This window comes from Dyadobacter sp. 676, assembly GCF_040448675.1.
Taxonomy (GTDB): Bacteria; Bacteroidota; Bacteroidia; order Cytophagales; family Spirosomataceae; genus Dyadobacter.
The window spans coordinates 1,084,886-1,099,866 of the sequence record NZ_CP159289.1; the positions used below are offsets into that span (position 1 = coordinate 1,084,886).

At 54.7% G+C, this 14,981-nt stretch carries 17 protein-coding genes; 8 read left to right on the plus strand and 9 right to left on the minus strand.

From position 1 onward, the window contains the following. Positions 1-34: 34 nt before the first annotated feature. From ABV298_RS04940 to ABV298_RS04950, 3 genes are read left to right on the plus strand one after another with little or no spacing between them, the layout of a single operon-like run. Positions 35-1,744 carry a carbamoyltransferase C-terminal domain-containing protein gene (locus ABV298_RS04940; protein WP_353721063.1) on the plus strand — a complete coding sequence of 570 codons (1,710 nt, stop codon included), beginning with the start codon at positions 35-37 and terminating at the stop codon, positions 1,742-1,744. Continuing rightward, complete coding sequence (locus ABV298_RS04945) at positions 1,744-2,727, plus strand: glycosyltransferase (RefSeq protein ID WP_353721064.1); 984 nt, start codon at positions 1,744-1,746, stop codon at positions 2,725-2,727. Before ABV298_RS04940 ends, ABV298_RS04945 begins: the two co-directional genes overlap by 1 nt. Next, a complete protein-coding gene (locus ABV298_RS04950; protein WP_353721065.1) occupies positions 2,724-3,728 on the plus strand; it encodes a glycosyltransferase family 9 protein in 1,005 nt (334 codons plus the stop codon). The genes ABV298_RS04945 and ABV298_RS04950 overlap by 4 nt, the downstream gene beginning before the upstream one ends. A 7-nt stretch (positions 3,729-3,735) precedes the next feature. Here ABV298_RS04950 and ABV298_RS04955 read toward each other — a convergent pair whose 3' ends face one another. From ABV298_RS04955 to ABV298_RS04965, 3 genes are read right to left on the minus strand one after another with little or no spacing between them, the layout of a single operon-like run. Then, positions 3,736-4,050 (minus strand): hypothetical protein, encoded by a 315-nt coding sequence (locus ABV298_RS04955; RefSeq protein ID WP_353721066.1) that lies wholly within the window; start codon positions 4,048-4,050, stop codon positions 3,736-3,738. Continuing rightward, complete coding sequence (locus tag ABV298_RS04960) at positions 4,013-4,345, minus strand: hypothetical protein (RefSeq protein ID WP_353721067.1); 333 nt, start codon at positions 4,343-4,345, stop codon at positions 4,013-4,015. Before ABV298_RS04960 ends, ABV298_RS04955 begins: the two co-directional genes overlap by 38 nt. Positions 4,346-4,356: 11 nt before the next feature. Further along, positions 4,357-5,391, minus strand: coding sequence for a Gfo/Idh/MocA family oxidoreductase (locus ABV298_RS04965; RefSeq protein ID WP_353721068.1), 1,035 nt, complete (start codon positions 5,389-5,391; stop codon positions 4,357-4,359). A 240-nt stretch (positions 5,392-5,631) separates the two neighbouring features. On the opposite strand from ABV298_RS04965, the gene ABV298_RS04970 reads away from it, so the two are divergent. Further along, the gene (locus ABV298_RS04970; protein ID WP_353721069.1) at positions 5,632-6,069 is read left to right on the plus strand and encodes a hypothetical protein; all 438 of its coding nucleotides are present in this window, start codon (positions 5,632-5,634) and stop codon (positions 6,067-6,069) included. A 191-nt stretch (positions 6,070-6,260) separates the two neighbouring features. Further along, on the plus strand, positions 6,261-7,052 hold the full coding sequence (locus ABV298_RS04975; protein ID WP_353721070.1) for an SDR family oxidoreductase: 792 nt from the start codon (positions 6,261-6,263) through the stop codon (positions 7,050-7,052). 69 nt (positions 7,053-7,121) lie between these two features. Here ABV298_RS04975 and ABV298_RS04980 read toward each other — a convergent pair whose 3' ends face one another. The 3 genes from ABV298_RS04980 to ABV298_RS04990 all read right to left on the minus strand — a co-directional run bounded on the left by ABV298_RS04980 (position 7,122) and on the right by ABV298_RS04990 (position 9,931). Further along, on the minus strand, positions 7,122-8,147 hold the full coding sequence (locus ABV298_RS04980) for an SDR family NAD(P)-dependent oxidoreductase (RefSeq protein WP_353721071.1): 1,026 nt from the start codon (positions 8,145-8,147) through the stop codon (positions 7,122-7,124). Between the two features lie 137 nt (positions 8,148-8,284). Next, positions 8,285-8,755 carry a hypothetical protein gene (locus ABV298_RS04985; RefSeq protein WP_353721072.1) on the minus strand — a complete coding sequence of 157 codons (471 nt, stop codon included), beginning with the start codon at positions 8,753-8,755 and terminating at the stop codon, positions 8,285-8,287. A 207-nt stretch (positions 8,756-8,962) separates the two neighbouring features. Next, the gene (locus tag ABV298_RS04990) at positions 8,963-9,931 is read right to left on the minus strand and encodes an MBL fold metallo-hydrolase (protein ID WP_353721073.1); all 969 of its coding nucleotides are present in this window, start codon (positions 9,929-9,931) and stop codon (positions 8,963-8,965) included. A 113-nt stretch (positions 9,932-10,044) separates the two neighbouring features. On the opposite strand from ABV298_RS04990, the gene ABV298_RS04995 reads away from it, so the two are divergent. Beyond that, positions 10,045-10,911 carry a response regulator gene (locus ABV298_RS04995; RefSeq protein WP_353721074.1) on the plus strand — a complete coding sequence of 289 codons (867 nt, stop codon included), beginning with the start codon at positions 10,045-10,047 and terminating at the stop codon, positions 10,909-10,911. An 81-nt stretch (positions 10,912-10,992) separates the two neighbouring features. Here ABV298_RS04995 and ABV298_RS05000 read toward each other — a convergent pair whose 3' ends face one another. After that, positions 10,993-11,130 carry a hypothetical protein gene (locus tag ABV298_RS05000; RefSeq protein WP_353721075.1) on the minus strand — a complete coding sequence of 46 codons (138 nt, stop codon included), beginning with the start codon at positions 11,128-11,130 and terminating at the stop codon, positions 10,993-10,995. Between the two features lie 33 nt (positions 11,131-11,163). Between ABV298_RS05000 and ABV298_RS05005 the strand changes: the two genes are divergently transcribed. Together ABV298_RS05005 and ABV298_RS05010 are read left to right on the plus strand one after the other, a co-directional pair. Next, positions 11,164-11,637 carry a response regulator gene (locus ABV298_RS05005; protein WP_353721076.1) on the plus strand — a complete coding sequence of 158 codons (474 nt, stop codon included), beginning with the start codon at positions 11,164-11,166 and terminating at the stop codon, positions 11,635-11,637. Next, positions 11,634-12,602, plus strand: coding sequence for a TIGR03885 family FMN-dependent LLM class oxidoreductase (locus ABV298_RS05010; protein WP_353721077.1), 969 nt, complete (start codon positions 11,634-11,636; stop codon positions 12,600-12,602). Before ABV298_RS05005 ends, ABV298_RS05010 begins: the two co-directional genes overlap by 4 nt. A 3-nt stretch (positions 12,603-12,605) precedes the next feature. On the opposite strand, the gene ABV298_RS05015 is transcribed toward ABV298_RS05010, so the two are convergent. Together ABV298_RS05015 and ABV298_RS05020 are read right to left on the minus strand one after the other, a co-directional pair. Then, positions 12,606-14,243, minus strand: a complete 1,638-nt coding sequence (locus tag ABV298_RS05015; protein ID WP_353721078.1) for an alpha-amylase family protein — start codon at positions 14,241-14,243, stop codon at positions 12,606-12,608. Then, positions 14,240-14,947, minus strand: a complete 708-nt coding sequence (locus tag ABV298_RS05020) for a phosphoribosyltransferase family protein (protein WP_353721079.1) — start codon at positions 14,945-14,947, stop codon at positions 14,240-14,242. The genes ABV298_RS05015 and ABV298_RS05020 overlap by 4 nt, the downstream gene beginning before the upstream one ends. Positions 14,948-14,981 lie beyond the last annotated feature (34 nt).

Here is a 14,981-nt window from a genome sequence, read left to right on the forward strand (position 1 = left end):
GAGTTCGCCGCATTTCAAAATCTACACATCGCTTATGTACATACTGGGAATCAATGCAGCGTTCCACGACAGCGCTGCCGCTCTGGTGAAAGGCGGCCGGATTATAGCAGCCGCGGAGGAAGAGAGATTTACACACATCAAACACGGCAAGCGCCCTGTCCCTTTCACGACCTGGGAATTGCCTTTTCACGCCATCGACTATTGCCTGAAGACCGCCGGGATCACGTTGCGGGACATAGATCGCATCGCCTATTCCTTCGATCCGGAAGGTGTGAGTGACGCGTCGGTTTATGAAGAGGAAGGGTACGATGACGTCATGATGCCTTCGAAAGTATACAACGGTTGGGATACTATTTTTCTGAACTATATCCGCAAAGCACCCGAGCAGCTCCGCGACGGTTATCCGCACCATTTGCAAAAACGCCTCGCCGGCGCAGGCGATCTTTCGGGCAAATGGGAATTTGTAAACCACCACATTTCGCATGCTGCCAGCGCATTCTTTCCCTCGCCATTCACCGAAGCCGCGGTGCTGACGATCGACGGGCGAGGTGAAAAGGCAACGACCGGTTATTTCATGGGCAGAGGCAATAGTCTGGAACAAATCGCGACGGTGGATATGCCCCATTCGCTGGGTATGTTGTATGAAAAAATCACCACCTACCTGGGCTTTTTGCATTCGTCGGACGAATACAAGGTGATGGCGCTGGCCTCGTACGGCAAGCCCGTTTACCTCGAAGATTTCCGGTCGATTATCCATGTGGGCGAAAACGGCCAGTACACCATCGACGACTTCGATCCAGAACAGTGGTGGGGCCCCGGCCGCAAAAAGGACGACCCTTTCGAGCAGCTGCATCACGACATCGCCCATTCGTTGCAAAAAGCATTGGAAGAAACCGTTTTGAAACTGGTTCAATGGCTTTATGACCAAACAGGCGCCGAAAACCTCTGCATGGCGGGCGGTGTGGCGTTAAACTGCGTGATGAATGCGGTTATCCGCGACCAGGGACCGTTCAAGAACGTGTGGGTGCAACCCGCGGCGGGAGATGCCGGAACTGCCCTCGGCGCAGCGCAGTGGCTTGACGTTCAACTCAATGCAACAACAACCGGCCCGCGCTACACCGCGCCGATGGAACACGTTTACTGGGGACCAGAGTATACCGACGAAGAAATCGAGCAATTTATGCTTTGGGCCAAAACACCTTACAAAAGGCTCTACAACGTCGCAAAAGAAACGGCCGCATTACTGGCCCAGGACAAAATCATCGCCTGGTACCAGGGGAGGATGGAGTTCGGCCCGCGGTCGCTCGGGGCACGATCGATCCTCGCCTCGCCCATTAACCCCGAAATGCAGGCCAGGCTTAACGACATCAAGGACCGCGAGGACTTCCGCCCGGTAGCACCGGTAGTGTTGGAAGAAGAGGCGGGAGAATGGTTTGAAAAAGCCGATGTTTCGCCTTTCATGCTGTTTGTCTACCCGGTCAAAGACGATAAGGCCGAACGGATACCGGCCGTGCGCCACACCGATGGCACCGCCCGCGTGCAGACCGTCAACGCAAACCAGCACCCGCTTTACCACGGGCTCATCACGGAGTTCAAGGCGCTTACGGGCGTACCTGTTTTGGTCAATACTTCATTCAACACACGCGGAGAACCCATCGTATGTTCTCCGAGGGACGCGATCGAATGTTTCTGGACGTCCCCTTTCGATGCATTGATTATCAACTCGTTTATCCTTGAAAAGTAATGCTACCGACCAGCATCAGCGTTGTGATACCGACTTACAGGCGCCCGGCACTTTTGAAAAAGTGCCTGGACGCCCTTCGGGATCAAACCTATCGGCGGACATTCTACGAGGTAATCGTCGTGTCCGATGGTCCCGACCGTGAAACCGAACTGCTTATCGAACGCTACGTCGGCGAGCGGCCCGATTTTGCGATCTACTTCTATCCGTTACCCGCCAAGCTCGGACCAGCCGCCGCCCGGAACCACGGCTGGAAAAAGAGCAGCGGCGAACTCGTTGTGTTTACCGACGACGACTGTATTCCCGACCCGTGCTGGCTCGAAAAATTCGAATACAGTTACCGGACAGCCGGCGAACGTTTCCTCGGGCTGACGGGGAAAGTCCTCGTACCGATTTCCGAAAAGCCTACCGACTATGAAAAGAATGTGGCGCATTTGTCGACCGCCGAGTTCATTACCGCCAACTGCGCCTGTTCGCGGGCGACGCTGGAACTGACGGGCGGTTTCGACGAAGAATTTCCCATCGCCTGGCGCGAAGATTCCGATCTGGAATTCAAACTACTCGAAAAACAGGTGCCGATCCTGCATGTGCCGGATGCGGTCGTCTGTCATCCCGTACGCGAAGCATCGTGGGGAGTGAGCGTGGCCGAGCAGAAAAAAAGCATGTTCAACGCATTGCTGTTCAAGAAGCACCCGAAATTTTATCGTGCCAAAATCGCCTCCGGGCCGGTGTGGACTTACTACGTCATTATCCTCGCCACAATAATCGGCGTCGGTGCATGGCTTGCCGGCACGCCTGTGATCGCGCTGCTTGCACTTGCGGTATGGGCCGGCGCCGTCGGGGCGTTTATCGTCAAGCGTCTCAGCGGTACCTCGGATTCCCTCTCCCACCGGCTCGAAATGGTCTTCACCTCCCTGATAATCCCTTATCTTTCCGTTTACTGGACATTACGCGGCGCGCTGCGTTACAAAGTGTTTTTCCTATGAAATTCCCGGTCGAAACCATCCGTAAGATAGCCGTTTTCAGAGCTTTGCAACTTGGCGATATGCTTTGCGCCGTACCGGCTTTCCGGGCGCTGCGCGCTGCTTATCCTAACGCCGAAATTGTGCTTTTAGGCCTGCCCTGGGCGAAAGCCTTCACCGAACGGTTTTCGGCCTATTTCGACCGCTTTCTGCATTTTCCAGGCTATCCCGGCCTTCCCGAGCAGCCTTTCGACCGTCCGGCCTGGCAACAGTTCGTAGGCCGCATGTCGGATGAAAAATTCGACCTGATACTTCAGATGCAGGGCAACGGTTCGATCGTCAACGAAATGCTGTGCGGTATGGATGCGGGTATCGTCGCCGGGTTTCATAGCGAAGGCAATGAAGGGAACCCTGAGTATTTTGTGCGGTATCCGACCGGCATTTCGGAAATCCACCGGCATTTGCGGCTGATGGAGCATCTGGGCATCCCCACCCTGGGCGACCACCTGGAATTTCCGATACGGGAAGAAGAAGCGAGAAATCTTTACGTAAACAATCCCGCGCTCATGCGGGAACGCTACGTATGCGTACATCCCGGCTCACGGGGCGCCTGGCGGCAATGGCCACCGTCGCATTTCGCCTGCCTGGCCGATCAATGCGCGGGAAGGGGCTATCAGGTAGTAGTTACAGGCACGGCAGGCGAGGCGCCAATTACCCGGGAAGTGATAGAACTGATGGACTATCCAGCCATCGACCTTACTGGCCGCACCGACCTGGGCGAGATAGGCCAACTCATCAGGGAGGCCGATCTGCTGATCAGCAACTGCACGGGGGTGTCGCATATTGCGGCCGCTGTCCGGACGCCCAGCATTGTCATCAGCATGGATGGCGAACCCGAACGGTGGGGCCCGCTTAACAAAGAACTCCATAAAACCATCGACTGGACCCGCGATGCAAATTTCGATTCAGTCCTTTCACAAATGGAATCGCTGCTCGAAGATCAATATCAGGCTGCCCAGTCGTAGTCTGGCATTATTTCAAAAGTCCGTCCGCCAGCGCCTGCCATTGTATTCCGGAAAACACCTTTTCGCCAAACAGCCCTGTAATGGCATTCCTTACCTTGTCTATCAGCGAATCGGCTTCGGTGTTGGGGCTGATGTTGCGGTCGTAGATCGCGACCGTAACCGTCGTACTCTCCCGGGAAAGCGTAAATGTGCTGGTCGATTCACCGTCGTAAAAGTGCGTCGGCTTCTCATTGCCTGAGCCGGGTGCAGGAACCGGGCGAACACGCAGGGCAATGCTTTGTACATTAGCGGAATCTTCCTTTCTGACCTCTTCGATCACCACCCAATCGAACCCGCCGCCCCCCTTGCGACCCTGGGCCGGGGATATCTATTTTCATCAGGAGCCCTTCCCTGGCCTCCCCTTCGACGGCGTTTCCGGTACTGTCCGTCAATACAAAGCGGGCCAATGCCTCCCCCGCATGTTCATGCCAGCGGTTTACATCGAGTAACTTCCGGACAGTATCTGTAAAAAATCCGGCGGCAAGGGCTGCGTCGTTAAAGGTACGGCTTGCTTCCGCCGTCACGGCCTCGCCACGGCGATTCTCGGGCACAGCGCCCGTGTAGTTTTTCTCTTCCATGATTTTGTTGTTTAAAACTCCGGCAACGAGGCAAACTCTTCCAGGTGCAACTCCACTCGTTGACCGGTACGTGCCGACTCGTACACCGCCTCGATGATCTGCATATCACGGATACCCATTTCGATGGGCACCCGGGTTTCGCCGTTTTCCAAAATGCAGCGGGCAAAATCGTCCATCTGGCGGGCCTGCTGTTTCACCGGCGCGATGTCCATCGCTCCGCTGGAAGTCCGGCCTGTGAGCCCCTCGTACTCGTAAGCGGGATTCAGTTCGAACCAGCCTTCGCTGCCTTCGGCACGCATGAGGTTTTGATTTTTGGAATAACTCGTCTCGCAATGCGCGGTAACGCCTCCTTCAAAAAACAGGGTCCAGATTACGCCTTCTTCGACTTCCGTGAAGCGTTCGGGATTGGTAACCGGCGCAAAACGCGCTTCCACCGCAAACGGCAACTTACCCGTAATGTAAATGGCTGCCTGGATGCAATAGATGCCGTTGTTGACCAGCGGCCCGCCACCCGACCGCTGTCGATCGATCCGCCACGGGCTTTGAGTGCCGATATCCATACTATCCAGCAATTCCATTTTTCTGACCGGTCCAAATATTTCCTTCTGCCCCAACCGCATCATTTCCTGGTTAAACGGATCGAAGTGCAACCGGTAACCCATCGAAAAACGGACGTTAGCTTCCGAAACGGCGTCGAATATATGATAACACTCCCGCACATTCATAGCCAGGGGCTTTTCGCAAATCACATGCTTTCCCGCACGGGCGGCACGGATACAGAACCCGGCATGCATAAAATTGGGGAGCACTACATATACAATGTCGATATCGCGATTCGCGGCAATGCGGTCGAAATCGTCGTAACTGTAAAGGCTTTCGTCGTTAAGCCCGAATTCCTGCTGCCATTTTCTTTTCTTTTCGTCGCTGCCGCTCACCAATCCGGCCAACCGGCAGTTTTGCGTAACCCTTAATGAGGGGATCAGTTGCTCCGTCGCATATTTGCCAAGGCCCACCAGGGCAACCCCGAGTTTATTTTTTGTTTCCATCGTAATTCCACTTATGTGAACGCATTATTTCCTATTCGCACCGGACGGCGTTAACGCGCCGGTTCCCGCTCAACTGGCCTCGCAGGGAAATAAACATGCCATCGTACCCGCACCCCGGCAATGCGCCCGACGCCGCATCGGTTGTAGAAAAATGTCAACTAAGTCGCGATTCCCCGGCTGGTTCGGTTTTTTCGTGCACTCCGCTTGTTTTAATTCTTTATCAAAATCATCAACATTACCATGAAACCGGAGATCAGAAACATTCTGGGCGGGATCACGGGGGCAATTGTGCTCAATCTGGTCCACGAAATCGCTAAACGCGTATCTCACAAGGCACCGCGCATCGACCTGCTGGGCGAGGAGGCCGTGACTAAAACCGTCGAGGCCGTGGGTGCCGAAGCGCCTACTGGCCGGGCGCTGACCGCCTCCACCTTCGTCGCCGACCTTGCCAGCAATGCCGGCTATTATGCGATGATCGGCAAAGGCGACAGCGAAAACATCATGCTCCGCGGTGCCGGCTACGGGTTAATGGCCGGATTGGGAGCAATAGGGCTGGCCAAACCGCTCGGACTTGACGAAAGGCCCGTCAGCAAAACGGACGAAACCAAATTGCTGACTGTCGCCTGGTACCTTCTCGGCGGACTGGCGGCGGCGCTGGCCATCAAAAGTCTCAAGTGACATCGATGAAGTGATGTGGCTTCGCTGCTCGCCGTTGTCACGACGCCGTTGCGGTAATCCTTTTTAGGTAATTCCATTGCGGCAATTCCATTGAGGCAATTCCATTGCGGCAATTCCATTGAGGCAATTCCCACCGGGGCTGAGGCACGGTTTTTACCTGACTGGTGCGCTTTCAAACAACAGTCAAGATTATGGAAAACAGAGGAAAATATGCACTGATCACCGGTGCTACGAGTGGAATCGGGCTGGAACTGGCCAAGTTATTCGCGAAAGACGGTTTTAACCTCGTGATTACTGCACGGGATATCGCCGAATTGGACGAAACCGCCACATTGCTGCGGGCCGAAGGCGTAGAGGTACTACCCATCGCGAAAGACCTCTTCGACCGCGAGCAGGCATTTGGTTTGTATGCCGATATCAAGCAGAAAGATATCGAGATAGACGTTCTGGTCAATAATGCAGGTCAGGGTGTATACGGCCACTTCGAGCAGATCGACGTCGATCGTGAGCTGCGGATCATCGACCTCAACATCGCTTCGCTGGTGATCCTGACAAAGTGTTTCCTGTCGGATATGCTGGCCCGGAATTCGGGAAGGATACTCAACCTCGCATCTATCGCAAGCAAGCTGCCGGGGCCTTGGCAGGCTGTTTACCACGGTACGAAGGCTTTTGTGCTTTCGTTTACAGAAGCCATCCGGGAAGAGACCAAGGACAGTGGCGTGACGATCACAGCCCTGATGCCGGGCGTCACCGATACCGATTTCTTCAACAAAGCCGATATGGAAAATAGCAGGGCGGTCCAGGACGAGGACGACCTCGCGGACCCGGCCGTGGTAGCGCGCGATGGCTACGAAGCGTTGATGGCCGGCAAAGACAAGGTGATTTCAGGCTTTAAAAACAAAATGCAGGTTGCGATGAGCGCGGTGATGCCCGACAGCGTGGTGGCGCATCAGATGAGCGAGCAACAAAAGCCTGTAAACTAGGAGTAGCATTAACCAGAACTAAATCAGAGGTGTTTATCCAAACCGGGGATGTTTGTCCCCGGTTTCTTTTTACAATTCATTATTTCTGGCTGCTGCCGCATCGGTACGGGAACCAATTATACCCCTGGTGGCTTCCGATTCACTTTCATATCCTTTTTTTACGTGTTTGCTGTCGCTTCGGGGAAGAAAGCGGTCCACCCAGCGCATAAGTGTTGTGACAGCGCCCGGCGCAATGCCGTTCATCACAGACGCCGCACGGCCAACGGGTGTCAGAAATACCTCGGTATCGCCCGCCGCAATGCCCTCGACAACGCAGGAGGCGGCCTTCCGTGCATCCTGCGAAAGCAAAGGCAACGAATCGGCGATCTTGAACCAGGCGTATTCTTCCTCGTGATCTCCTTTTAACGAGATATTCCGCGGGCTACCAGTTCGCATGAGGCTGGGAATCACTGTCGTTACATGGATATAGTCTTTTTTTAGTTCCGCGGCCAACCCTTCGGAAAGGCTTGTCAATGCAAACTTACTCACGCTGTAAGGCAGCATATGCGGCACCGAAACCTTTCCGCCGATCGACGATATGTTGGCGATATGCCCAACGCCCCTGGCCCTGAAATGCGGTAGTATCGCTTGGATCATATGCAGCGCAGTCCAGCAGTTAGCAGCCATTACCCGCTGATAATCCTCGGCTTCCAACACATTCTCCGGCCCCACCAGCATTATGCCGGCATTGTTCACCAGCACGTCGATCCGCCCGAACCGCCCGAGAACCTGGTCCACGACGCGCTGTGCCTCGCCGGCGCGTGTGAGGTCCGCGGCAACGGCCAGTACGCTTCCTCCAAGTTCCGAAGCCGCTCTGTTCAGATGCTCCTCGGAACGTGCGCACAATGCTACCGCCGCCCCCTTCTCCTGAACGATCCGGGCAATTTCGAGCCCCAGCCCGCGCGAACCGCCCGTGATCAGTACTACCTTGTCACGGAAATCGAGCCGGGTCGCACGGCGGTATACGGCCCGGGCGAAAGCCAGTAATCCGACCCCTGCCAAAACGATACCCAGCGACCGGCCATTCTTATTCTGGAATCCAAATGTGTTTTTCATAATTGATAAAAAAAAGCCGGTGAACTACGCGCTGTTTTCGATCGTGTAATTCACCGGCCATGATGGTGGTTGACAAATACCTTCCGGATTGTTTAAGGGCGGCAGAGTGTATCCATAAGTTTCGGGGGTTGACAAGCTCAGGCAACAAACGAGAAATCCTCCTGCCGGTTGTCAGGAAGACTGCCGACTTCCTTTACAAGCGAACTTTCCAGCACCGAAAGTTTATCGATATGCTCGGCACACGCACGCGCGGCATCGCTGTCCTGGTCCAGGTGAGGCAAAAGTGCCCGGTACTCTTCGAGGATCACCTGCTGCTGCGACGCGATTTCTGAAAGCAGTTCATATTGGCTCACCGAATCCGCATCGAAGTCGTCGGCGCTCCGCGTAATGCTGGACAGCTCACCGTCGTCGAGGTTGCTTTTTACCGACTCGTACATACTTCCTACATCCTTTTTAAACAACAGCGACATCATATAGCCGTTGCTGCAAATGCGTCTCAATCTGCTGGTTGTATCGAGCCCCATCGCCGACCGGAACAGCGACTCCTGCCTCTTATACATCCGCCAGATTCTGGCAACACACCTTACAATGTTCCTTGCATCACTCATAGTCCTGAATTTTTGTAGCGCTACGTTAGCCCTAGATTACTTACCATATCGTTGGAATGTGCGCCCTTACGTAAAAACTGTTCCAATGCAAGCACTGGCGGCAAGTACCGGAGGAACCGACAGCCCGCCTGTGCAACTCTGCGAAAATTAGCGCTAGTAGCCAGACACTTAACTAAAAAATACGACCAGATTCGGCCCAAGCCGCGCTCAAAAGTTGGGGAGTGAGAGGAACTCCTTGCGCGATCGTTGCCGCGAAAAATACACACATCCCAATGCGATCACGGCGGCGCTGCCTACCAGTGCCAGCACCGCTCCCGGACGTGTGCGGCTTTGTGGCAACGATACCACGCCGTCGCGGTTCGTTACGGCGGGTTCGGCCACATAACGGCCATTGCGGGGAACCGCCCGGTCCGGAAAATTGAGCGCCAGGTCCATCAGCTGTTGCCGCATTTCACGGCCCGCCATAGGTTTGCCATGACCCGTGGCGACGATTTCGGGAGAAAGATCCGCCAATGCATTCACCGATTTCTCGGCCTGATACCAGTCGCAGGTAAAATACCTCGGCGGCCCCGAAATCACTTTCCGCTGGGTCATGACACTGAAAACCGACTCTTGCCTGGTTGTAACAAATGCGTCGCCGGCAATAAGGACCCTGTCCTTTTCGCGCCAGAGGCTGATGTGCCCCGGTGCGTGGCCGGGAGTGTGAATGTATTTCCATTCCGGAAGGAAAGGGATCTGGCCATCCAGCGGCAACGAATGGATGGCGTCGACGAGGTCGATGGGATCATTGGGATACAATCCGGATACCAACGACAGCAATCCGCCCCCGGCACCCGGATCGGCTGGCGGGTAGTCGGACCTGCCCGTCAGATAGGGTGTTTCCAGAAAGTGGGAATAAACCGGCACCTGCCATTCACGGATTACCGCTTGCAGGGAGCCCACATGATCGAAATGGCCATGCGACAATATCACGGCAACGGGCGGTACACCTTCCCCGAAAATCGCTGCCGCTGCTGTTTTAATTTTGGGAAAAGCACTTTTTAATCCTGCATCGACGAGCACCCACGATTTGTCCGGATTGGCGATCAGATACACATTGACCATCACGTCCTTTACTCCCCAGACACCCTCCGTAACTTCAAAGAAAGATTTCGATTGGTTATTTTCCGTTTTCATTCCCGTTCGTTTAATTTTTTCGAACGGAATGGTAAAAATTGTGCCATTCAACAACTTTGGCATGGTTTATTTGCATTCGAATTACCGTACCACCCCGTACACAACCCTAGGCTATGAAGACGATATATCTGGCAGATGATGATGAAGATGATCGCATGCTGATCAGACTAGCACTTGAACAAGTAACCAACCATACCCACATTGTTGAATTCGATGCCGGCGACCAGCTTATCCGGCTTATCGGCAACCAGGAATTGCCCGACGATCCGGCGGTAATCATCATGGATATGAACATGCCCCGGATGAACGGCCTGGAAACCCTCAGCCTGCTGAAAGCCAGCAAAACGTGCCGTCACATTCCGGTAGTAATGTTGTCGTCCGCATCCCATCGCGACCTGATTCGCGAAGCCTACGGCCGGGGCGTCAATGCATTTGTAGAAAAACCGGTGTACGAATCCGATTTCGTGAGGCTTGCCAAAGCGGTGGACGCCTGTTTCCTGGATGTGGGACATGCCGACCAGCCGCTTCCGGGCAATCCGGGGAAAGAAGGCAGCATAATCGTGATCGAGGACAACGAGGATCATCGTTTTTTTATCAGGCATGCGTTGCGTGAAACCATGCCCGCGGTGCGCGTCGTCGAATTCTCGGACGCCGCCGATGTCACTGAGCGGCTAGGGCCAATGTGGAACGATATCAGGCCGGCGCCACACCTGATACTGATGGATCTTTACCTTCCGACGCGTCAGGACGGCCTTGACCTGCTGATCAATATCCATCAACTTCTTGTAGCGAAAGACAGCCGGTCGGTGCCGGTCGTCGTCTTCTCCTGCTCCGACAAATTCGAGGATATGCGCGAGAGCTATCAGCATAATGCCAACGCATATATGACCAAAGGAAACAACGCTTCCGATTGGAAGTACGATTTCAGGAACCTCCATCATTTCTGGTGGAATACCGTTTCTATTCCCGAATACCGATGAATCAGCGGAAATACACCTGCCCTATTTCGCATTAATTCAAGCCGTTAGCCATGATGTGAGGGGTACATTGGAAGTCGCCGCTCAGATAGGCCTGATGGTCGTTCGGGAACGGTGCAGCTGCTCGGGGGCGAGATTCGAAGCGAGACCTCCGGAGCTGCCGGTCACCGGAAGCTCTGCATGCTCTTTCCCCAGTGAACGAGGCTGGAACGGGATTTGCATTTATGGGTACAACATTTTTACCCGACACATTTCATGAGCAAAAAAGAAATTTACCTCGTTGAAGATTCCGGTGATTTCAGGCGGCTCGTCCGTACGATATTCAGTAAATTTCTTCCAGAATATCACCTGCGGTCTTTTCAGGGAGGGCAGGAACTTTATCAATACATGATCCTGCAATCGGCCGAGCAGTTCAAGGGGAGGCGGCCTGGCCTGATCATCATGGACCTAAACCTGCCCGCTATCGGTGGGCTGGAACTTCTGAAACTGATCCGGCGGACCCCTTCCAATACCGAAACCGAGTGGAAATCTATTCCCATTGTGATTCTGAGCGGTAGTGCCGGACAGGAAGAGATCAACAAATGCTACCAGGCCGGCGCCAATTCCTTTTTTGTCAAACCCGTCGATTTTGAAGAACTGCACGTGCTGCTCGAGACCATGTGCCGCTACTGGATCGATTACAACCGGCTAGCCAGAACAGACATTTCCCATTCAATACCAGCCCAATGACCAAGCGTATCGGTTACCACGCATCACACGAACAATTCAAACCAGGGGAGCTCCTCGCGCTTGTACAACGCGCCGGACGCGCAGGGTTCACCGAAGTACTCAGCTCCGACCATTTTTACCCCTGGAGCGACGCCCAGGGTGAGAGCGGCTTTGCATGGAGCTGGCTGGGAGCCGCCATGCAGGCGACCAATCTGAATTTCGGGATCGTAAATGCCCCCGGCCAGCGTTACCATCCGGCGATCATCGCCCAGGCCGTGGCTACACTGTGTGAAATGTTCCCCGGCCGGTTCTGGATTGCCACCGGCAGCGGGCAATTCCTCAACGAACATATCACGTCCCCCGACTGGCCCCCCAAGGAAATCCGCAATCAGCGCCTGCACGAAAGCGTGGATATCATGCGTGCATTGTGGCGTGGCGAAACGATCACCCGGAAGGGGCTGATCGACATATTCGAAGCGCGCCTTTATACGCTGCCGGGCTACATGCCGACGGTCATCGGGGCCGCATTGACCGAAGTTACCGCGCGCTGGCTCGGTGGTTGGGCCGACGGCATGATTACCACTTCCCGTCCCCCGGAGGAACTCAAAAGAATGATCGGCGCGTTTCGCGAAGGCGGCGGCGAAGGCAAGCCGGTTTACGTAAAAGTGCAGCTGTCCTACGACCCGGACCTGCGGCTTGCTCTCCAAAGCGCGCACCAGCAATGGCGAAACAACGTATTTCCGTCGAAACTGCTTTCGGATATTCGCTCGCCGGACGGGCTCGACGCCGCGGGCTCCATGGTAAGCGAAACGGATATGTACGCGGCCGTACGCATTTCCGACAGTATCGACCAGCACATCGAATGGCTCGCCGCTGACCTCGAACAGGGTGCCGACCACCTGTATTTGCACAATGTGAACCTTATGCAGGAACAATTTATCGATGTTTTCGGGGAGAGGGTATTGCCGGCACTGATGAGGGGCTAGCGCTCAGGAAAGCATCTGGTAGGAGCAGGAGAGCCACAGATAGCCGTATGCCGGCATTTTCAATTTCAGTTTTCCTGATTTGACCGGATATGCGCGCCCTGTCAGCAAGTCGTCCAGTTTCCTGTCCGGGGCTCCTTCTAACCGGACGATACATTGCACCGCCTTGCCGCTCAGGTTATGGACGCAAAACCATTGTTCCTGCTGGTTTTCGTAAGAATGCGCCAGTACTTCCGGTGCATCGACCGGTACCGGTCGGAAATCGCTGGTACCGATAACAGCCGCATTGCGCCGGAGCGCGACGAGTTTCCTGATAAACGTCCAGAGGGAATCCGGCGACGCCCGCTGGTTTTCGACATTGATATTTTTGTAGGAGAAATCTCCCCTTCGGATAAGCTTACCTACTAATCCGCGCTTTGGGGACGAGGAAAACCCTGCATTTCTGCCGGCAGTCCATTGCATAGGGCAGCGTACGCTGTTGCGGCCTTCGAGCGTCAGGTCTTCGCCCATACCGATTTCATCCCCGTAAACGATCTTGGGTGTGCCCGGAAGCGAGAACAGAAGGCTGTACGCCATTTTCAAACGCCGTATATCACCGCCCAGCATCGGTGCGAGCCTGCGCCGTATGCCACGATTATAAATGATCATCCCCTCCTCGGGTGCGAACGATTTGTAAACCGCCTGCCGTTCTTCATCGGTTAATTGTGTGAGGTCCAGCTCATCGAGATTTCGCAGGAAGTTCACCGACTGGGAGCTTTGCAATTTCCCATGCAGTAGCCGGTAGCTGCGCATGATCGGTTCCGCTTTACCGGTTGCCAGGGCGAGGTATAAGTAGTTATTCAGGAAGAAATTGAAACACATATCCATTTGGGAGCCGTCCATGAAGTGGGTTACTTCCTCCGGCTCGGTGTCTACCTCTCCTACCAGCATGACGCTTTCGTCCAGCGACTTGACGTGCCGGAAAATGTCCCGCAAAGGCAAATGCACATCTCCGGGGTCCATGTCGTCGTGCCCGGGATATTCGGTCATACGCCCGGCGGCATCCAGCCGGAAACCGGACACGCCGAAGGCCAGCCAGAAATCGAGAATGCGTTTGATCTCGTCCCGGACGTCTGCATTATGGATATTGAGGCTCGGCTCGAAATGATAAAACCGGTGGTGATAGTAGGCACCGGCAATGGGTTCGAAGGTCCACACGCTGGATTCTTCACCGGGGAACAGCGTTTCATTGCCCGCAGTTGGCACAGGCGGGTGCCGGGTCCAGTAATAGTAATTACGAAAACGTGATTCCGGCGCATATCGCGCCGCCTCGAACCAGGGATGCCGGTTGGATGTGTGGTCGACGACCAGGTCCATAATAATCCGGATACCCATTGCACCGGCCTCATGCAAAAATGCGAGGAAATCGTCCAGGGTACCATATTTGGCGCCGATGTGCAGGTAATCGGTAACATCGTACCCGTTGTCCCCCTCGGTCGAGTCGTAAAAAGGCAGCAGCCATAATGCCGTAACACCCAATTCGCTCAGGTAAGGCAATTTTTGCGCAAGGCCTTTAAAATCCCCGATCCCATCGCCGTTACTGTCGAAAAACCTTTCTACATCGACAGCATATATAACCGCATTGGTCCACCACTTTTCATTCATGGATCAGAAATATGTTCCTGGCCTTGCAAGCTCCTGACAAACTCCCAGCCGGATCGCAGATAGGAGCCTTTCCGGACGATCGCCTGCAATTCTTCGTCCGTGAGATCGCGGAACGAGGCATACACCTGCCCCACCGCGTAAAACCATTCAGGCATGACAAGTATTTCCAATGCGTCGGCCTGGTTCAGGTGCCCATCGTAGTTATTACCTGAAACAGGCACCGCGATTACCACTTTTCGGGCGCCTCTCTTGCGGCACAGGCGCAGCACAGGCACCAGCGTCACCCCGGTAGCAATACCGTCGTCGACAATGATGACCGTCCTTCCCTGCATATCGGGCAACGGCTTCCCGCTTTTATAAAGCCGGATCCGCCGGTTGACTTCGTCGGTCTGCTCGTCTATGATCCCGCCGATCTTCTCCGGTTCGAGCGCGTTTTTATACCGCGACGACACATATACCGACAAGTCCTCGGCGATAGCCCCGAAGCCGACTTCGGGGTGACCGGGTACCGGTAATTTTCTCGAAATCACCATAGCCAGGTCGGTTTCAAGACATTTGGCGACATAGTAAGCCACCTCCAGACCTCCCCTGGGCACGCCCAGTACGAGCGGATCGGCGTTTTTATAGCGTCCCGTCAGGAAACGTCCCAGTTGCTCCCCCGCATCTTTCCGGTCGGCGAAAACGATATCGTTGCTTCGGTTCATGTGTCTCATTGTCTGTACAAAAATGCCGGGCATG